The 19,066-nt window shown below is 71.9% G+C and carries 18 protein-coding genes; 9 read left to right on the plus strand and 9 right to left on the minus strand.

Features of this window, described 5'->3' with window-relative positions; genetic code table 11:
- The first annotated feature begins 63 nt into the window (after positions 1–63).
- Positions 64–999 carry a transporter substrate-binding domain-containing protein gene (locus FLL47_RS01755; RefSeq protein WP_144118608.1) on the plus strand — a complete coding sequence of 312 codons (936 nt, stop codon included), beginning with the start codon at positions 64–66 and terminating at the stop codon, positions 997–999.
- A complete protein-coding gene (locus FLL47_RS01760) occupies positions 996–1,997 on the plus strand; it encodes a hypothetical protein (RefSeq protein ID WP_144118609.1) in 1,002 nt (333 codons plus the stop codon). Before FLL47_RS01755 ends, FLL47_RS01760 begins: the two co-directional genes overlap by 4 nt.
- Before the next feature lie 15 nt (positions 1,998–2,012).
- Here FLL47_RS01760 and FLL47_RS01765 read toward each other — a convergent pair whose 3' ends face one another.
- The gene (locus FLL47_RS01765; RefSeq protein WP_186315514.1) at positions 2,013–2,369 is read right to left on the minus strand and encodes a VOC family protein; all 357 of its coding nucleotides are present in this window, start codon (positions 2,367–2,369) and stop codon (positions 2,013–2,015) included.
- A gap of 71 nt (positions 2,370–2,440) precedes the next feature.
- On the opposite strand from FLL47_RS01765, the gene FLL47_RS01770 reads away from it, so the two are divergent.
- The 3 genes from FLL47_RS01770 (at position 2,441) to FLL47_RS01780 (ending at position 4,489) form a co-directional block, all read left to right on the plus strand.
- The gene (locus FLL47_RS01770) at positions 2,441–3,034 is read left to right on the plus strand and encodes an RNA polymerase sigma factor (RefSeq protein WP_186315515.1); all 594 of its coding nucleotides are present in this window, start codon (positions 2,441–2,443) and stop codon (positions 3,032–3,034) included.
- A complete protein-coding gene (locus tag FLL47_RS01775) occupies positions 3,034–3,939 on the plus strand; it encodes a hypothetical protein (RefSeq protein WP_144118611.1) in 906 nt (301 codons plus the stop codon). Before FLL47_RS01770 ends, FLL47_RS01775 begins: the two co-directional genes overlap by 1 nt.
- 91 nt (positions 3,940–4,030) lie before the next feature.
- The gene (locus tag FLL47_RS01780) at positions 4,031–4,489 is read left to right on the plus strand and encodes a VOC family protein (protein ID WP_144118612.1); all 459 of its coding nucleotides are present in this window, start codon (positions 4,031–4,033) and stop codon (positions 4,487–4,489) included.
- 63 nt (positions 4,490–4,552) lie between these two features.
- On the opposite strand, the gene FLL47_RS01785 is transcribed toward FLL47_RS01780, so the two are convergent.
- Together FLL47_RS01785 and FLL47_RS01790 are read right to left on the minus strand one after the other, a co-directional pair.
- A complete protein-coding gene (locus FLL47_RS01785) occupies positions 4,553–5,224 on the minus strand; it encodes a hypothetical protein (RefSeq protein ID WP_144118613.1) in 672 nt (223 codons plus the stop codon).
- Between the two features lie 9 nt (positions 5,225–5,233).
- Positions 5,234–5,794, minus strand: a complete 561-nt coding sequence (locus FLL47_RS01790; protein WP_144118614.1) for a TetR/AcrR family transcriptional regulator — start codon at positions 5,792–5,794, stop codon at positions 5,234–5,236.
- A gap of 300 nt (positions 5,795–6,094) precedes the next feature.
- On the opposite strand from FLL47_RS01790, the gene FLL47_RS01795 reads away from it, so the two are divergent.
- The 3 genes from FLL47_RS01795 (at position 6,095) to FLL47_RS01805 (ending at position 10,134) form a co-directional block, all read left to right on the plus strand.
- Positions 6,095–7,345 carry a hypothetical protein gene (locus FLL47_RS01795; RefSeq protein ID WP_144118615.1) on the plus strand — a complete coding sequence of 417 codons (1,251 nt, stop codon included), beginning with the start codon at positions 6,095–6,097 and terminating at the stop codon, positions 7,343–7,345.
- Between the two features lie 168 nt (positions 7,346–7,513).
- Positions 7,514–9,184 carry an outer membrane protein assembly factor BamB family protein gene (locus FLL47_RS01800; protein ID WP_186315516.1) on the plus strand — a complete coding sequence of 557 codons (1,671 nt, stop codon included), beginning with the start codon at positions 7,514–7,516 and terminating at the stop codon, positions 9,182–9,184.
- Positions 9,185–9,216: 32 nt separating this feature from the next.
- A complete protein-coding gene (locus FLL47_RS01805; RefSeq protein WP_144118617.1) occupies positions 9,217–10,134 on the plus strand; it encodes a hypothetical protein in 918 nt (305 codons plus the stop codon).
- A 21-nt stretch (positions 10,135–10,155) separates the two neighbouring features.
- Here the strand turns inward: FLL47_RS01805 and FLL47_RS01810 are convergent, their stop codons facing one another.
- Positions 10,156–10,662 carry a DinB family protein gene (locus tag FLL47_RS01810; protein WP_144118618.1) on the minus strand — a complete coding sequence of 169 codons (507 nt, stop codon included), beginning with the start codon at positions 10,660–10,662 and terminating at the stop codon, positions 10,156–10,158.
- A gap of 77 nt (positions 10,663–10,739) precedes the next feature.
- Complete coding sequence (locus tag FLL47_RS01815; RefSeq protein ID WP_144118619.1) at positions 10,740–11,354, minus strand: hypothetical protein; 615 nt, start codon at positions 11,352–11,354, stop codon at positions 10,740–10,742.
- 214 nt (positions 11,355–11,568) lie between these two features.
- Here FLL47_RS01815 and FLL47_RS01820 point away from each other — a divergent pair, with 214 nt between their 5' ends.
- On the plus strand, positions 11,569–12,993 hold the full coding sequence (locus FLL47_RS01820) for a glycerophosphodiester phosphodiesterase (protein ID WP_144118620.1): 1,425 nt from the start codon (positions 11,569–11,571) through the stop codon (positions 12,991–12,993).
- 36 nt (positions 12,994–13,029) lie between these two features.
- Here the strand turns inward: FLL47_RS01820 and FLL47_RS01825 are convergent, their stop codons facing one another.
- The 4 genes from FLL47_RS01825 to FLL47_RS01840 form a co-directional block, all read right to left on the minus strand.
- Entirely contained in the window at positions 13,030–14,385 is a 1,356-nt protein-coding gene (locus FLL47_RS01825; RefSeq protein WP_144118621.1) for a GAF domain-containing protein, read from the minus strand.
- Positions 14,386–14,522: 137 nt separating this feature from the next.
- Positions 14,523–16,130, minus strand: a complete 1,608-nt coding sequence (locus tag FLL47_RS01830) for a GTPase family protein (RefSeq protein ID WP_144118622.1) — start codon at positions 16,128–16,130, stop codon at positions 14,523–14,525.
- Positions 16,127–17,851, minus strand: coding sequence for a GTPase family protein (locus FLL47_RS01835; RefSeq protein ID WP_246157436.1), 1,725 nt, complete (start codon positions 17,849–17,851; stop codon positions 16,127–16,129). Before FLL47_RS01835 ends, FLL47_RS01830 begins: the two co-directional genes overlap by 4 nt.
- 28 nt (positions 17,852–17,879) lie before the next feature.
- On the minus strand, positions 17,880–19,025 hold the full coding sequence (locus FLL47_RS01840; protein ID WP_144118623.1) for a TetR/AcrR family transcriptional regulator: 1,146 nt from the start codon (positions 19,023–19,025) through the stop codon (positions 17,880–17,882).
- Positions 19,026–19,066 lie beyond the last annotated feature (41 nt).

Genomic DNA, 19,066 nt, shown 5'->3' on the forward strand with positions numbered 1-19,066 from the left:
GGACTCACGCACTGGAAGCGCGCGACTACATTGGACCGGCGTCCACCTACCTGAGGACCGCCGATGACTGAGACTTCTGCCCGGCCGCGGTTGCGGCCGCTGCTGACCGCCACCGCGGTGACGCTGACGATGCTGTTGGCGGGCGCCGCGGCCTGCGGGCCTGAGGCCACCGCGCCGAAGACCGTGGACGAGCTGTTCAAGAAGACCGACGTGTACGGGCAGCCGAAGATCAAGATCGGGGTCGCCGAGGACCAGCCGCTGATGGGCAAGATCGTGAACGGGCGGTTCGAGGGCTTCGACATCGAGATCGCGCGTTACCTCGCCGAGTCGCTGGGCTTCAAGGGCGACAGCCGCGTCGAATTCGTGCCGCTGCAGACCGAGGACCGCGAGAACGCACTCGTCTCCGGCCAGGTGCACCTCGTGGTGGCCAGCTACTCGATGACCCCCGACCGGGAGAAGGAGATCGACTTCGCCGGGCCGTACTTCGCCACCAAGCAGGAACTGCTGATCCGCACGATCGACCGCGACAAGATCCGCAACCTCAGCGACCTGGCCCAGCCCGGCCGGGAGACCTGCGTGGTGGGCGGTTCCACCGGTGAGCGCCAGTTCACCGACCGCGCGCTGAAGGTGTACCCGGCGGCGACCAACCAGGAGTGCCTGGAACGGCTGCTGAGCGGCAAGTCGCACGCCTACTCCACCGACGAGACCATCCTCGCCGGCTACCTGTCCGAGCACCCGAAGGACCTGTTCATCGTCGACGTGCCGATCGGCGCGAACGAGCGGCTCGGCGTCGGGGTGTCCAAGCAGGACCCGGAGCTGCGCGACCTGGTGGCGTTCTTCCTGCGCAAGAGCTACGACACCGGCCGCACGACGGGCACCAGTCCGTGGCTGGCGGCATACCGGCGCACGCTGGGACCGTGGCTCGGCGACGACACCACCCAGCCGCCGATCGACGCTCCGGACCTGGTGGACTACGACGAGAAGGCACCGAAGCCATGACCGAGGCCGGCGGGCCGGGGCTGCCACCGCCCCGCAAGCGCAACGCGTGGCGCGCCGGACAGGGCTTCTGGACGGTGGCGGTCGGTGTGCCCGCCATCTTCTCGGTGATGCGGCTGTGGATCGAAGCCGGCGGGGAGCTGCAGACGACACTGCTGCTGGTCGCCAACGTCGGCCCGATCAACCTGCTGGCCGCGCTGTTCACCACCGCGACCCGGCTGGTGACCACAGGGCTGGTCGCGGTGTTCGCGCTCGGCGCGGTGCTGGCGGTGAGCACCGGGAGCTGGTCACGTCGCCGACCCCTGTTCGCGCGGTGGTACGCGATGGCCCCGCTGTGGTTCCTGACCGGGTTGTTCGCCATCGCACTGGCCACCTGGCAGATCATCTACCTGCCACTGCTGGTGGTGGCGGCCGTCGCGGTGTTCCAGCGCGAGCTTGCGACGCTGGCCTGGCCGCGCTGGCGCGGGGCCGCGACCGCCGCGGTGGCGCTGGCCGGGTACGGCTGGCTGGTCGCGCCGACGGTGCTGCAGGCCTGGCGGACCGAGGAGCTGTTCGCGGTGGCGCTGCTGGTCGTGCCACCGGTGCTGGCGCTCGGGGTGAGCGGGCCGCTGCCCCGCTGGCTGGTGCTGCCCGCGGCGGCGCTGGCACAGCCCGGCATCGCGGTGGTGCTGCTGGTCGCGGCCGTGCCCGTGGTGCTGACACCGGTGCTGCCGATGACGGTCACCACTGTCGCCACCCCGGCCGGGGTGCCCGAGGAGGTGCGCGGGCACGTGATCAGCACCGACGACGTCAACACGGTGATCCTGCAGGAGCGCGGCGGCGTGCGATACATCGACAACGACGACATCGAGGCGCGGGTGCTCTGCCCCACCGCCGAGGAACTGGTGCGCTACCGGTTGCGGGTGCGTGACTTCCACGTGGAGGACTCGCTGCTCGGCGCGCTGGGCCGCCGGGTGCGCCCGATGGCCCCGGTCAGCGCGGTCTGTCGCATCCCGACCTGAGTAGTCGGGGGCGGGTCACCACCAGATGAGGCAGAAGGGGTGGCCGGCCGGGTCCGCGTACACCCGGAAGGTCTTGCCGCCGCCGGGCAGCGGGGTGGCGCCCAGCGCCAGCACGCGCGGTTCGGCCTGCTCGATGTCGTCGACCCGCACGTCGAAGTGCATCTGCTGCGGGTGGGTCGGGTCGGGCCAGCGCGGGGGCGTGAAGTCGGCGACCCGCTGGAACGCCACGCCCGGCCGGTCCGGCGCGTCGCCGATGACGACCCAGTCGCCCTCGTCCTGCACCCGCTGCATGCCGAGCAGCTCCTGGTAGAACCCGGCCAGCGCGCCGGGGTCCGGGCAGTCGATGATGAGGCCGTGCCAGCGTCCGATCACGGCGAACATACTGCCGCACGGGTCCGACGGATTCCGTGCAACACGAAGGACACGGCCGGCCATAGGTAGGCGTGACGACCATCATGCAGCGCAGCGACGGGCAGTTGTGGGCCGACGCCGCAGGCGGCGACGAGGCGGCGTTCGGGCTGCTGTTCGACCGGCACGTGAAAGCGGTGTACAACCACTGCTTCCGGCTGTCCGCCTCGTGGAGCACGGCCGAGGACGCGACCCAGGCCGTGTTCCTCACCGCGTGGCGCAGACGATCCGACATCCGGCTGGTCGACGGCTCGGCGCTGCCGTGGCTGCTGACCGTGGCGACCAACGTGGTACGCGACGAGCGGCGCTCCACCCGGCGCTGGCTGGCCGCCGTACTGCGGCTGCCGCCCGACCGCGACGCCGCCGACCTCGCCGACCACGTCGCCGGACGGGTCGACGACGAGCGGCGCATGCGCGAGGTACTTCGCGCGGCCCGCCGCCTGCCGCGGGCCGAACGCGAGGCGCTGGCGCTGTGCGTGTGGTCGTCCGTGTCCTATGCCGACGCCGCACAGCTGCTCGGCATCACCGAGGCGTCGGTACGCGCGCGGGTCAGCCGCGCCCGGGCCCGCCTGACCCGGTCCCTCGGCGACGCCGCGGCACCGCTGCCCCACGAGACGCAGGAGGCGTGATGACATACCTCGACCAGCTGCCGCCCGAACGTGACCTGCCCGCGGCCCGGCAGGCCCGGATGCGGCACCGGATCCTCGACAGCCTCTTCTCGCCGGGCCGTCCGGCGGCAGTACGCGGACGGGCGCTGCGCTTGCTGGGCGCGAGTCTGGCCACGGCGGCCTGCGCCACAGCCGTCGTGGTGTGGACCGGCGGGCCCAGCGCCGAACGGCAGCAGCCCGAGGTCGTCGCGCTGGGCGACAGCGCCCTGTCGCCGATCGTGCGGGACACCGGCAACCTTTGCCTGACCCACGCCAGGCAGGAGGCCGCCGACCCGATGCGCAACCCCGACCTCGTGTGGCCCGCGGACGGCCGGCCGACCATGGTGAACTACGCGGAACGGGAGAGCCGCGCGATCGTCATCTACCGCCTGGCGCAGTGGCTGATCTTCTGCACCATGGAGCCGACGAACCCGCCGTCGGGTGAGTGGAGCAGCTCCTCGAACTTCGCCAGGGCGCCTCAGTGGCTCGCGGGGCCATTGGAAGGCTCGTCAGCATCCTCCAGCGACCCCTGGGGCGGGACGACGGCTGTCGCCGGGTTCGTCCACCGCCGCGTCGCCAAGGTGGTTCTCGACGACGGTGCGGGGCACCGCAGCACCGCCCGGCTGGCCGACGGCACCTTCGCGGTGCTCAGCGACGGCGACCTCGCCGCCCGCAAAGGCCGGCTGATCAGCTACGACGAGCAGGGCCGCGAGATCGACCGGCGGGACGCGTTCGACCTCGGCGTGGTCGGCACCACGTGCTGGGTCGACCCGGCGGGCAAGGTCGTCCTCTACGGCATGGATCGCAAGCACGCACCGACTCCGCCCCCTGTGGGCTGTGGAAAGGCCGAGCCGTGGACGCCGCCGAAGGGCTGGACTCCCGCATAGCACCGGCTGAGCGGCGGGCGGATGTCCGGCGCCGGGCGTTAGATGGGGAGCGGACGCACCGCTCCCCATCCTCGTAGGCAAGGAGATCGTGATGCAGAAGATCACTCCGTACCTGTGGTTCGACACCCAGGCAGAGGAGGCCGCGGCGCACTACACCTCCATCTTCAAGAGCTCGCGGATCGTCAGCGTCATGCCCGGCCCCGAGGGCCGCGCGATGCTGGTGAACTTCGAGCTGGAGGGCCAGCCGTTCGTCGGCCTCAACGGCGGGCCGGCGTTCCGGTTCACCGAGGCGATCTCGTTCTTCGTGGACTGCACGGACCAGGCCGAGGTCGACGAGATGTGGGCACGGCTGTCCGAAGGCGGCGAGGAGGGCCAGTGCGGCTGGCTGAAGGACCGCTACGGCGTGTCCTGGCAGATCGTGCCCAAGGCGCTCGGCGAGCTGATGGGCGATCCCGACCCGGAGAAGGCGAGCCGGGTCATGCACGCCATGCTCGGCATGACCAAGCTCGACATCCAGGGCCTGCAGGACGCCTACGACGGCAAAGCCTGACTCCTCCGGAGGTTGGGAAGGGCACCTTCCACAACGCATGGCGATGTGAAGGTGCCCTTCCTTCTAGTTTCCGGCGGGTACCGCCGCAGCGGGCCGGGACGCGGCGCGCCACAGGGCTGTCGCGAGCCAGATGCAGCCGACGGCGACGAGCAGGCCGTGTCCCACGCGGACGGCCGCGGGGGTGAAGAACTGCGGCAGGAAGGTCGCGAAGCCGACCGCGAACAGCACGCCGGACAGGCGCGGCAGCACGCCGGACCGGGCGATGGCCACGGCGGCGAGGACCGCGCCGACGCCGAGCAGGATCAGCCCGATGCCGAAGGTGGTCACCGCGACCGGCTGGTAGCGGATGCCCTCGGCCAGGCCGAGCAGGTCCAGCTGCGCGCCGCCGGTGCTCTCGGTCGCCAGCACGTGCAGCGCGAAGTCCTCCGCGCCGTAGAACGGCAGCGTCAGCCCGACGCCGATCCAGGCGGTCACCGCGGCGGTGAGGGCGAGGGGCTCGGCCCGGGTGCCGTCGACGACGCGGCGCACCGCCAGCAGGGCGAGCGGCACGAGGATGAAGCCGATCATCGCGAACAGGTGGGTGGCCACCCACCACGGCGAGGACATGCTCTCCTGCGCACCCTGCAGCGTGGTCTCGTCGCGCCACGGGCGCAGGCCCGGGTAGAGGGCGAACAGGACTCCGGCCGCGGCCAGCGCGGCGGCGGCGAGGCGGATCCGGGTGAGGGGTGCGGACATGGTCTCTCCTCAGGGGTGAGCTGGCAGTGAATCGAGAAAGGTGGCGATGAGCTGCCGGTATGTCTCGTCGAGATCCTCGGGCAGGCCGAAGCCGCCGGCGGACTCCAGCGAGGCGAAGCCGTGCGCGACGACGCGCAGCTTCCGGATGGTGTGGATCTGGTCGGCGGGGTCGAGCTGCCAGGGCCGCAGGGCGGCCTGGATGACCTCCAGTTGCCGGATGCCGGCCGCGGCGAGGTCAGGGTGGTGCAGCGGGTCGACGGGCATCGCGGCGTAGCGGGCGGGGTGGGCCATGACGTAGGCGCGGTAGGCGTGCATCAGCGCGGTGATCGCGTCCGCGCCGCTGCGGCCCATCGCCGCGGCGGCGAAGCGGTCCGCGAGCTCGTTGAGCACGCGTACGCCCAGCAGGGTCTTCAGCTCGGCGAGGCTGCTGACGTGCTTGTAGAGCGAGGGTGCGGCGACGCCGCAGCGCGCCGCGACCGCGGCGAGGGTGAGCGCGGCGACCCCGTCGTCGTCGATGACCTCGACGGCCGCCTGCACGACGGCCTGGGTGGACAGTCCGGCCCTGGGCATATCGTCGCCCGCCCCCTTCAGCTATCAGCTATTGCAGATAGCCAAAAAGCTACTACCATTAGCCTTTGCCGTCAAGCCCCGCTTCGCCAACCGGTCAGGCACGTCACGGAAGGCCGCAATTATGGACATTAAGGACTAAATCAGATAGAAAGGGCATAACCTGATCGAGCGCGTGGCGGGGAGCGCTCCAGGTGTGCCGGCGACGGCTCCCCCTGACACCTGTGCCTGCCGCTACGCCTCCACAGCACCAATGTCCATGGTCTACGAGTCGGCTCGGTCGATTCGGGTTCGGAGGCTGGCATGTCGATTCGAAGTTCCCTGGCGGCAGGCGCGGCGGTGGCGACCACGCTCCTGCCGGCGCTGCTCAGCGCCACGCCCGCGCAGGCGGCGGTGATCCCCGGCGTGGGCTCCGCACCGCTCGTCGCGTACGCCGACCGCAACTTCACCGGCGCCAAGCAGTCCTACGGCGCGGGCGTTTTCGACGCCGCCAAGAAGGAACTCGGCGTCGTCGGCAACGACGCCATCACCTCGCTCTACGTCGCCTCCGGATACCGGGCTCTGGCCTGCGACAACGGCGGCTCCGCGGGCAACGTGAACAAGGGTTCGCTGGGCACCTGCCGCTACTACGACGCCGGGCTGCACGAGTTCGTCGGCGGCGAACTCAACGACAAGATCTCGCTGCTGGCCGTCATGGGCAAGCCGGTCAAGGGCGCCGCCGTCACCGCGTTCCAGGACACCAAGTTCACCGGCACTTCGCTGCCGCTGGGCTCGGGCGGCTTCGGCCAGGTCGCCGGCAACCTGTCCACCCTGGCCGACTCGGTGAAGTCGCTGAAGGTCACCGACGGATACCGCGTCGTCACCTGCGACCACGATGCCAAGCCGGGCACCGCCAGCCTCGACCTCGGCAAGTGCCGGCTGTTCCGGGGCGGCGAGCACGCCAGCGTCGGCAGCGACATGGAGAAGAAGATCTCCCTGGTCGCCGTGGGCGCGCCCCCGCTGATCGCCACCAGTGACGCCAACCTTGGCGGCCTGCGCCAGCTGTTCAACCCGGGCGTGTACACCGGGCTCGCCAACGAGCTGGCCACCGTCGGCAACGACAAGATCAGCTCGCTGCGCGTCGGCGACGGCTGGCGCGTCGTCGGCTGCCGCAACGACAGCACCGGCCCGAGCGGGCAGGGCGACCTCGGCCTGTGCCGGATGTTCGGCGCAGGCGAGCACAACCTGGGCGGCAACGCGCTCAACGACGGCATCTCCACACTCGTCGTGCAGGCCGGCCCGGCATCGGGCAGCCTGCTGAACGTGTACGCCGACCGCGACTTCAAGGGCGCCACGACCACCTTCGGTCCCGGCATCTACACGGCCGGCGACCTCGCCCCGGTCGGCAACGACGCGGTCAGCTCGCTGCGTGTGCCCGGCGCGGGCCGGGCCGTGCTCTGCGACAACGACTCCGGCCAGAACCTGGGCACCTGCCGGATGTTCATCAAGAGCGACCACCTGTTCGTCGGTGGCGACATCAACGACAAGACCTCGCTGGTCGCCCTCGCTCCGTAAGCCACCGCACCGCGTACGGCCCGTGCCATCACCTTGGCACGGGCCGTACGCATTTCGCCGGGTTCGGCAATGCTCCGGGCTCGAAGGTGCGGCATGGGAACGATGTCGGTATTGTCAGCGGGCCGTCCCCGGGCCGTCGCCACCGCCTCCGACCCCGAAGGATCCCCCTTGCCGCGTGTTCCTCGTCCCGCCCGGCAGGCTCGACGCCGCACCGCGGGCGCTCTGGTGATCGCTGGACTGCTCCTGGCCCAGGCCTGCTCGCCAGGTAACGACTCCGATCCGGACGCGACAGATCCCGCCTCCTACACCCTGACGCCGCGGTGGGACAACATCGACCCTGGGTTGCCCCTCGCCTACGACACCGACTCCCATACCGTGCTCGCCTGGGCGGAGACCAACGGCCGGGACTCGCTTCGCCAGATCGCGGCCTACGACGTCCGCACCGGAAAACGGAAGTGGGCGAATGCCCCGAAGGGCTGGGACGTCAACGTCGACTTCGTCGTCGGGGACCGGATGTCCGCGGAGGCCTTGATCATCCAGTCCAACTACAACGAACAACCGCCCGCGGTGGCGGCGTTGCGGCTGGACGACGGAAAAGTGCTGTGGCAGCTGCCGACGCCCGGCCGCCACAGCAAGACCGCGGTGGCGGCGGACGTCGTGGTGATGGAGTGGTCGGATACGACGCTCCGCGCGGTCGACGCCGCTGACGGCCGGACGCGGTGGAAAACCGAGGTTGAAGCGGGATGTCGTGCCAACGAGATCGCCGCCGACGAGGACCTCATCGTCGTCGACGTCGTGTGCGAGAAGAAGCGGCGCATCGAGTCGCTCGACCCGCAGACGGGCAAGCCGCGCTGGCAACACGCGGTTCCTCCCGAAAGCGGCTTCACCTCCGGCAACGTCGCCGTGAACGGCGCGGCGGTCAGCTTCATCGACCGGGAACGGCTCCAGATCCTGGACCGGTCCGGGAAGGTCGTGCTCGACGAGCCGTACCGCAACGTGACCGGCCCGCGGATAGCCGCGACCTCCGACGTCGCGGTCGCCGCATACCATGACAAGGACGGCAAGCCGACCCTTACGGCTGTTGACCTGCAGGACGGAAAGACCCGCTGGAGCCTGCCGCTCGACGCCAGCGCGCTCGTCCTCTCCGGCGCACTGCTGTACGCCGTGGGCCGCCCCGCGGCACCGCTGCCACAGCTCGGCCTGTATGCGATCAGCCTGGCGACAGGCCATGCCGCCCACTCCCGGACTTCGCTGGTCGGGGAGGCCGCTTACGACACCCTGGTGGCGGTTGACCAGGGCATGGTCGTCAGCTACGAGTTCGTGGGGCCGGTCCAGCACATCTACGGGCACCGGCTCGACGCGCCGACGGGCGAGGTCGGCTTCGCCGGCGGAGCCCCGGCCGACGCCTGGCCGGACAGCTGTAGCCTGCTGCAGACCGACGAACTCGCGGCGATGGCCTCGGGCGCTGCCTACGAGGCGCGTCCCCGGCAGACCTCCGTGCTGGACGTCATTCTTCCCCGTCCGGCCCTGTGCCGCTATGAGCCGCCCACGATCGAGGCGCCCGTGGTGACCGCCGCCGTCGCCTGGGTGGGCACCGACGAGGCGCAGTCCACCGACCTGATGAAGAGGCTGCGGATGCGGTTCGCCGCCAAGCGAGTGCCGGTACTCGGTGACGAGGCGATCCACGTGGTCCACTTCGGAGAGCCGCATCCCACGATCGAGATATACTTCCGCGTCGGCCGGTGCATCGGGAGCGTCTCGCTCCTCAAGGACGACGCCGCTGCGTTCAAGCTCGCCAGGCTGGCCGCCCCTCGCCTGTGCCGGTCGGCCGGCAGCTGACGACCCACCTTCGAGCCGGAAGCGGTGACATCTTGACCAAGCGAAATGGACGCTCTCGTGCTGCCGCACCGGCTGGCCGCGGGAAGCCGTCCGACGCACAGCAGCCAGGTGACCAGCCGCCTGCCACCCGGTCTCGCCTGACCAAGGTCGTCGCGGGACTCGGCAGCCTCATGCTGCTCGCGCTGGGCGCACTGTTCTCCGGCGTCGGGTCCGCCACGGCCGACTGGTTGGTAGGCATCGTGTCGCCGTCCGCGGAGAGCTCGCCTCCGGCCGCACCCACACCTACACCCACGACCCCTCGTGAAGAACTGACCATCGCGGTGGAGACCTTCCTCGGCGAAACCGGCGCCAACTTCGCGCTGGCCGCCCCGACCGGAACTGACGGTCTCGCACTCAGGCTCCGCTCCGGAGACATCGAAAAGCCGTGGCAAGCCTTCCTCGACAGCAACCGAGGAGCGCAGGTGGGATTCCTCAAGATCTCATTGGTGCTGACCGGACATCGACAGCCCGGCATCACCATCACGAACGTCCGGATCGAGAAGGTGCGCGACGAGCCCAGACTTGAAGGCACGCATCTCAAACTGTATACCGCGGGGGAGGTGGAAAGCATCCTGCTCACCGCGAACCTCGACGAGGTTCGGCCGAAACTTCGCGACGGCGGCGTCGACTACTTCCCCGAGAAACAAGTCGAGCTTCAGGGCGGCGAGCAGCAGAGCCTGGTCATCAGGGTGACAGCGGGCAGGAGGCTGTACCGCTGGGCCTTCGCAGTCGACTACGTCGACGACAAGGGCGACAAGCACACGGTGTATGTCGACCGCGCCGGCCGACTGTCCCCCAGCGTGTCGGCCATCCCGCTCGCCGAGCTCTTCATGCTCACGGGTCAGGCACCGAAGTACGGCGCATCCTGGGTGGAAAACCTAGGATCCGGCTTCACCCTCAAACGACCTTGACGTAGGTTGGGCGCGTCCAGGTCAGGCGCCGGTCGCGCCGTCGACTCCCTCACGGAGGAAGTCGGCGTGGCCGTTGTGGCGGGCGTACTCGTGGATCAGGTGCAGCATCACGAACCGCAGCGAGACGTCCTCGCCCCAGCGGGCGTTGTGCGCGACCACGTCCAGCGACTCGGCCTCACGTTCGATGCGGCGCGAGTGCTCGACCTCGGCCTGCCAGGCCGTGAACGCCTCGGCGCGGGTGGCGCCGGTCGGGTCGTACGCCACCTGGTAGTCGTTGTCCGGCGACCAGACCAGGGTGATGTCCTCCCCGGCGATGACCTTGCGGAACCAGGTGCGTTCGACCTCGCACATGTGCCGGACCAGCCCGAGCAGGGTCAGCGTCGACGGCGGCATGGACCGCTCGCGCAGCTGCTCGTCGGTCAGCCCGTCGCACTTCCAGGCCAGCGTGGACCGGTGGTAGTCGAGGAACTGCCGCAGCATCTCCCGCTCGCCGGCGATCAGGGGCACATCGGGGCGCTCGGTGGCCATCGCGAAGATCCTTCCGTCGGAAGTGACAGTTCTACCAGGTCACCGAGAAGGATTCGGGGTGAGACCGCCGCTTGTCGTCACGATCCGGCGGTTTCCGACTCGAGTCGGCTCTGCCGTGCCGCGGCCGTCGCGCCCAGGCTCGGGCCCAGGATCTGGCTGCGGTAGAAGTCCGCCGACTCGGAACGCATGAGCTGGATGCTGGCCACGGCCAGCAGCACCACCTCGACCGTGGTCAGCAGGCTGCGCGCGGTCGAGTGCCAGCCCGGCACCAACCCCAGGTCCGCCGGTGTGTGCACGGCCATGCCGATGTCCGCGGGCGGCGCATACTCCATGCCCAGTGCGACGACGCAGACGAGCAGGAAGATGAGCGGCACCGCGGCGGCCCACACCAGCACCCGGGACGCCCGCCAGGGACGCCGTACGGCGAGGGCGAGGATTCCGAAGACGACGGCGGCGACGGCGGCGACGGCGAGGTCCCGCCACAGCGACTGCTCCAGCACGGCGACGACGTCCGCGGGTTCGAGGACCTCCTGGGCGAGCACCGAGGCGAGGAACTCCCGCCCGGCAGTGCCGATACGGCCCACGGCGAAACCCGAGGCGATCACGTCGGCCACTGCGGCGGCGGTGAACGCCGCCAGGGCCGCCGAGGCGACGGCGACGGTGTGCGGCATCCGGTCCTCGCTGCTGGCCATGCTGATCCTTCCGGTGGGTGGGGCGGCGGAGCACAGTGTCCGACATCCGCCGCGCGGATGTGGTCCCGTTTCAGGTTCCACGGCAACGCCCGCGCCTCACCATGGAAGCGGGCGAGCCGAGTGGTGGGGCCGGTCCGGGACGGACAGACGGCGTTCCCGGGGTGGCCACCGCGCATTCGTGGACCGTTCCGCCCGTTTTCCTACGATCCGAGGCATGGTCACCACCTCCCTGCGTACGCCCTCGTGGCACTTCCGGACCACGGCGGCGCTGGCCGCTCTCGCCCTGTGCGGCACCGTGGCGGCCGCCGCGCCCGCCGCCGCCGCGCCCGGCGACGTCGTCGTCTCCGCGGACTTCTCCTCCGGGACGCTGCCCGCCGGGTGGCGGGCCGTCGACGGCACCTGGACCGTGCAGAGCGGCCGTCTCGTCGGCACCTCGACCAGCTCGTCCGCCAACAACAAGATCACCTTCGGCGGTAACCTGACCCACTTCCGGCTGGAGGCGACCGTCCGGTTCGAGTCGGTCACGGCGAGCACCCGCTGGGCCGCGCTCGGCCTGGACGTGCCCGCCGACGGTGCGACGCCGTGGTGGATCGCGACGATGCGCAGCGGCACCACCGCGAGCAACGGCGTCGAGTTCGCACAGCGCACCACGGGCAACGCGTGGAACGTCACGAACACCGCCGCCGCGCCGTACGCGGCCGGGATCGGCCGGGACGTGCGCATCGCCGCGGAGGTGCACGGCAGCCAGGCCCGCTGGCTGTTCGACGGGCTGGAGGTGCTGCGCACCACCAGCCTGCAGCGCTCGACCGGCGGCGGGCAGGCGCTGTTCGTCAACGGCGCCACGGTGTCCTTCGACGACGTACGCGTGACGGAGCTGGCCCCGTCCAACGGTCATCTGCGCGCGCCGGGCAGCCCGGTCGCGGTCATCGCGCACCGTGGCGCGTCCTCGGCCGCGCCGGAGAACACCCTGGTGGCACAGGAGATCGCCCGCCGCGCGGGCGCGGACTGGATCGAGAACGACGTGCAGCCGTCGTCCGACGGGGTGCCGTTCATCCTGCACGACAGCACCGTCGACCGGACCACCAACGGGACCGGATCCGTCCGCAGCCTGACGTCAGCGCAGCTCAAGGCGCTGGACGCCGGTTCCTGGTTCGCGCCCCACTACGCGGGTGCACGCCTGCCGACCCTGGCGGAGCAGCTGGCCGATCTGCGTACGCGCGGCGGCAGCCTGCTGCTGGAGATCAAGGGCGCGCACACCCGCGACCAGGTCGCGAAGATCGTGCAGGTGATCCGCGAGCAGCAGATGACGACCCGGGTGTTCATCCAGAGCTTCGACGTGGCCTCGCTGCAGTACAGCTACGAGCTGGCCCCGGAGCTGCCCATCGGCCTGCTGCGCAGCACCCTGGACGCCGACCCGGTGGCGCTGGCCGGGCAGTTGCACCTGACCGCGTACAACCCGGCGGGGTCGGCCCTGCTGACCCGGCCCGCGCTGGTCGGCGACCTGCACCGGGCGGGCGTCGCGGTGATGGCGTGGACGATCGACAGCGCTGCGCAGTGGCGCTCGCTGGACCAGCTCGGCGTGGACGGGATCATCACCAACCGCCCGGCGGAGCTGGCCGGTTGGATCACGGCGGGCTGACCCGGCGGGGTTCCCTCCGTCCGGAGGGAACCCCGTTCAGCGGTCGGTGCGCAGGAACGTCAGCGACTTCAGGTGGTCGATCAGGGCTTCCATCTCGGCGAGCTTGTATCCCGCCTCCTCCCGCAACTCGATGTCCATGGAGTGGTCGACCACGGAGCGCAACGAGTAGCTGATCCGCGACATCCGGTTGAGGAAACGCTCCCGCAGGCCCTCGGCGAAGGCCAGGTGCTGATCGGTGAGCTCACCGTCGTCGAGGTCGGCCGCACCGGCGAGTTCGAGCGCCAGACTCGCCTGGCCCGCGAAGACCGAGGCCATCTCGACGTCGACCGCGTCGAAGGGCCCCTCGGCGGGCTTCTTCGACAGCAGCATCGCGCCGAGCACGGTCTCCTGCCCGGTCATCGGTGCGATCAGGATCTGCCCGGGATGAGCCGCACCGAGGCAGTCCTTCAGCCGCGGATCGACGCCCGGTTCGACGACCAGCACCCGCCGCTCGGCCATCACCAGGGCGCACACGGACAGCAGCGCCTCGGGGGCGTCGACGAGCAGCTTCAGCGTGCCCATGGCCTGCACGGACGTCACATTGAGACAGTCGGACGAGAGCAACACCACGCATGCCCCGTCGGCCCGGTCTGCCCGCTCCGCCTGGCTCATGAGCTCGGCCATCAGCGCGTCCGGCCCCACCCCGCCGAGCACCCGCTCGGTGATCATGACCATGGCCTCCTGCCAGGCGTGACGGCGGAAGGCCTCGGTGAACATGCTCGCGTTGTTGATGGCAGCCGCGGCGACCTGGGCGAAGTCGATGATCAGGTCCTCGTCGGCGGCGCTGAACTCGGCCGCCCCCTGCTTCTCCGTCAGGTAGAAGTTGCCCAGCAGCCGGGCGCCCGACAGGACCGGCACCCCGAGGAACGACGTCATCGGCGGGTGGTGCTCCGGGAAACCGACCGAACTCGGGTGCCGGGAGATGTCGGCCACCCGGACCGCCCGCGGCTCTGCCAGCAGCAGCCCGAGCAGGCCGCGCCCCTCGGGCGTGTGTGCCATGCGATCAGCGGTCGCGGCGTCCATGCCGTCGAACACGAACTCGGTGATGTGACCGTCCTCGACCACGCCGAGCGCGGCGTAGCGGGCCCGCACCAGGTGCCGGGCGGTCACCACGAGCCGTTGCAGCACCTGGGTCAGGTCCACCCCGCGGGCCATCTCCAGATTCGCCCGCAGCAGCGCGCGAATGCGCTCGTCGCCGGTACCGAGGGCGCGGGCGCGCTCGATCAGGCGTTGCAGGGCCAGGTCGAGCTCCAGCCTGCCGGTATGCGTGTAACGCACCGCGGAGCCGAGGCTGCCCGCCTCCAGATCTCTACATCCCGTCAACTTCGCCGCGAACGGCTCACCACCGGCCATACTTCACAGCCTCCTGTCGGAGGGCATATCCAGAAGCCTTGGCGGAGACCTTCTAGGAAGCATATTCCCAGTTCAAGGCATTGCGTCGAGCCGGAAGTGCCGACTTCGCCGCCGACGCGGGCCCGGCCCGGCCGCGATCATCGGCGAGCCGTGCCGCCGGCCGCCTCGCGCAGGGCCGTTCGGGCGGCGGTGTAGTCGGTGAGGACCGCGGTCGCCGGGGCCTCGACCAGTTGCCTGACCACGCCCTGCACCGAGTTGCGCAGCCGCCTGGTGGCGCGGCGGCGGCGGGAGCGGGCGGCCAGCCGGACCACCGGGCGCACCAGCACCGCGATGAGGAACCCGGCCAGCAGGCCGCCGGCCAGCAGCGCCGTCGGCATCGGCAGCCAGCCGTCCACGGTGGGCGTGCGCAGCGGCGGCAGCGCCAGCGCCTGCATGCCCACTCGTACGCCGAGCCACAGCAGGCCGACCAGGGCCACCGCGGTGACGAGCCACTGCAGCAGCCCCACCGCCCACCACCACCAGCGTTTGCGGGCGACGCCGAGGTCGGTCTGCGCGACGGCACGGTCGAGCGCGTCGGGCAGTTCGTCGCGATGCGAGCGCACCGCCGCGAGCATGGCGTCCTGCCAGGGTGCGGGCAGCGGCGCGCCCGCCCGGTCGGCGGCTTCGCGCAGCGCCTTGGTGACCGCGGCCGTCGCGGCGGGCGACGCCGGGGCCAGGGACGTGGCGGCGGGAACGGCGGCCCGGTGGTCGCCCAGGTGCAGCCGTTCGAGGGGGTCGGGGCGGGTCCGGCGGATCCAGCGCAGCAGCGGCCAGCCGGTCATCTTGCGGGCCCTGTGCACGTACGCGCCCTCGACCGCGGCGGCCACCGTCGGCACCGCAGCGGCCTGCGACAGCGCCGCGGTGAGCGCCTTGCTCGCCTCCGCGTCCAGGGCTGCCTTGGGCGGTTCGGCCGCGACGGCCGGCGCCAGCGCGGCGGTGACCCCGTCGAGGTCGGCGGCCAGCCGCCGCACCGCGGCCTGACGGGCGACGACCGCCTGCCGGATCGCGTCGACCAGGGGATCCAGCCCGGGCGGGCCGACCGTGGAGGTGGTCAGCACGGGCAGCCCGTCAAGGCCGTCGGCGGCCAGCAGGCGGCGCAGGTCCGTGGTGCAGTCGGCCAGGTCTGGGCCGGACAGCAGGTCGACGGCGTTGAGCGCGACCACGGTGATGTCGCGGTGGCGGTGGAACTGGGCGAGGTAGCCGGCGTGCACGATCTTGTCGGCGTACTTCTGCGGGTGCAGCACCCAGACGATGAGGTCCACCACGGACAGCAGCCGGTCGGCCTCGGCCCGGTGCGCCGCCTGCACCGAGTCGTAGTCGGGCAGGTCGAGCAGTACGAGCCCGGACAGGTCGGGCCCGGTCCCGCCGTCGCGGGTGTAGCGGCGCTGCACGCCGAGCCAGTCCAGCAGCGGTTCGGCGCTGTCGGGGCCCCATACGCACGCGTGCGCCTCGCCGGTGGTGGGGCGGCGTACGCCGGTCTGCGACAGCGGCACCCCGGCCAGCGCGTTGAAGATGCTGGACTTGCCAGTGCCGGTCGCACCGGCCAGCGCCACCACGGTGTGCAGCTGCGACAGGGCCAGCCGCTCGCCGGCCCGCCCGATCAGCGCACGGGCCGGGGCGAGGTCGCGTTCGGGCAGCCTGTCGGCGGTGGCGGCGGTGAACCGTTCGAGCGCCGCCATGCGCTCGACGACCGTCGGCGCGCTCACCCGGCGGCCCCGTCGCGGGAGATCGGGTCGGCGCGGCGGGCGGCGTCGACGGACGCCGCGGCGGCGCGCAGCCGTGCACCGTCCTCGGCGGACACTCCGGTGCCGTCGAGCACGGCGTGGAAGCGGGCCGCCTCCTGCTGGAGCAGGCCGTCCACCTTGGTCAGGAAGTCCTGCCGGGCCCGTTCGGCCAGGCGGCGTACGGCGTCGTCGCCGAAGATGGCTTCGAGCACCTTCTGCGCGGCGACGGTGGTGCCCGCCCCGACGGCGATCTCCGCGCCGGTCGGGATGAACGCCGTGGCCGCGAACACGATGATCATCAAGCACAGCCCGAGCGCGTTGACGGCGTACGCGCTGAACTTCGCGGCGAACAGCTTGCCGCCGGACTCGTCACGGACCAGGTCCAGCACGCCGCGCTGCCAGTCGCGGACCACCCGGTCGGCGCGGGCGTCGATGTCGGGCCCGACCCGGGCCAGGCCCGGGTTGGCGGCGAGCAGCTCACCACCGGCGGGATGGGCGCGCCAGGCGGCGGCCGCGTGTTCGGCGGCGTCGGCGGCCGCGCCGTGCACGAAGACGACCAGCTGCGACTCGATCGCGGTGATCAGCTGGTCGGTGGGGCGGGGCCGGCCGGTGACCGCGCTGACGAACTGGTCCCGCCACCGCCCGACCTTGGCCTGCAGGCCGCGCATGAACTCGCCGGTGCCGACGAGCTCCTGCCAGCGGGCGAGCACCTCGCCGCGGAACATGGTCCCGTCACGGATGCCCTGGTCGACGTTGGCGGCGGCCTCGCGGTAGGCGCTGTCGACGGACGTGCCGAGGGTGGTGACGGCCTCCGCCTGGGCGTCGGCCTCGGCGGCGAGCCGGGCGGTGGCGGGCGACAGCGCCGCGACGGCTCCGTCCACCGTCTGCCGCACCACGGCCGCGCGGGCCGCGGCGGAACGGGCGAGTTCGTCCAGCCATTCGCGCAGCGGCGCGACGGCCTGTTCGGACAGCAGCCCGTGCTGGTCGAGGCGCTGCTCACCGATGACGAACATGGTCACCCCGCCGAGCCCGTGCTCCTCCAGCATCTCGGTCAGGTGCGGTCTCACCTCGGCTTCGGCACCCGGCGGCACCCGGTTCAGAATGATCGACACGGCGGTGCCCCGGTCGCGGGCGGCGTGCAGCAGCTCCCACGGGACGGCATCGGCGTAGCGGACCGCGGTGGTGACGAACAGCCACAGATCCGCGGCGGCCAGCAGCTGCTCGGCCAGCGCGCGGTTGTCCTCCTCGACGGAGTCGATGTCGGGCGAGTCGAGCAGCGCGACCCCAGGGCTGAGCACCGCGACCGGCGTGACCAGCAGGCCGATGCCGTCACCGCCGGCGGTGCCGGTGCGGCCCAGCCGCGGCAGCAGGTTGGCCTCGCTGAACCAGGCGGCGTCGGACGGGTGGCAGACCAGGACCGGCGCGCGGGTGGTGGGCCGACGCGCGCCCGCGACGCTGACCGGAGCGCGCACAATGCTGTTGACCAGAGTGGACTTGCCGGCGCCGGTGGAGCCGCCCGCGACGGCCAGCAGCGGCGCGTCCAGCCGCGCCAGCCGCGGGATGAGGTAGTCGTCGAGCTGCCCGGCGGTCGCCTTGGCCAGGCTGGTGGCGGCCGCCGCGCCCGGCAGGGTCAGCGGGTAGCGCACCCCGGTGAGCGCGTCGCGCAGCCGTGCCAGTGCCCCGCCCAGCCCCGCATCCGTCATGGCCACCACATAACCAGCATGGCGGAAACTATGCCCCCCGGCGTCCGGCTGCCGGAAACACGATCAGTTCCGGCGGTGCGGTCGCGGCGGCCAGGCAGGCTCCGTAGCCGTCGGCGCGGGCGACGATCCGTCCGGACACGACCCGCACCGCGGCCTCGGTGGCGTCACTGACGGCGTCCACACCGGCTGCCGCCGCCAGCTCGCCGCTCTCGTCGTACACGATGTGCAGGCGCGGCCAGGCCGAGCGCGGGAACGCCGCGGTCAGGCAGCGGCGGAACTCGGCGAGCATCAACCGGGCCAGCGGCATCAGCTCGCCGGGTGTGCCACTGACGAGCACTGCGGTGACCTGCGCGCCGGGCGGCGCGGCCCGCACCGCCTCCTCGACCGCGGCCAGCCGGTGCAGGCCCAGCACCGCCACCACGCCGTCGGCGCCGAGGTCCACCGGCTCGCCGTGCAGCGCGTCGGGGCGGGTGGCGTCCTCGTCGGCGAAGGCGGGCGGCCATGGCTCGTCGGCGGGACGCGGCGGCGGGACGTGCGCGGCGTACACGGGCTGCCAGCTGTCGCTCAGGTCGAGCTCGCCGAGGTGCTCGCAGGTGGCGACGATGTGGAACGGCTCGACGAAGCCGGGTGAGGTCTGTGCCAGCACGGTCGCGCCCTGCAGCGTGGTCAGCGCGGCCTCGGCCACCCGCACCCGCCGCCCGGCAGGTCCGGTGTCCCGGCCGGGGTGGGCGGCCGCCAGCCCCTCCAGGGCCAGCCCGAGCATGATCGCCTGCAGTTTGAGCAGCTGGGCGAAGGGCCGCCGGACCCGGTCGTCGTCGAGCACCTCGGGCACCAGGTCCAGGACAGGCGGTGTCGGACCGGGCAGGCGGGTCGCGGGCGGCAGCCGGGTCACGGTCGCCCGGGCGTACGCCCCCAGCGCCTCCCGCGGCGTGCCGCCCGGCGCGGGCGGCGGCGGCACCTCGGCGCGCTCGGCGTCGTCGGCCAGCACGGCGAAGTAGAGGGCCCGCTTGCCGGGGAAGTTGGAGTAGACCGCGCCGCGGGTGAGCCCGGCGCGCTCGGCGATGCCGTCGACGGTGGCCTCGCGGTAGCCGCGCGCGGCGAATTCGGCGCGGGCCGCCGACAGCACGCCGGCGCGGTTGCGCTGCTGCGCCTGGGCCCTGGTGAGGCGGCTCATCCCTGCTCCCCGTGTCCGTCCGGTAAGCAAGATAACGCGGC

Origin of the sequence: Catellatospora sichuanensis (genome assembly GCF_007483665.1) — a bacterium.
Classification (GTDB): domain Bacteria; phylum Actinomycetota; class Actinomycetes; order Mycobacteriales; family Micromonosporaceae; genus Catellatospora; species Catellatospora sichuanensis.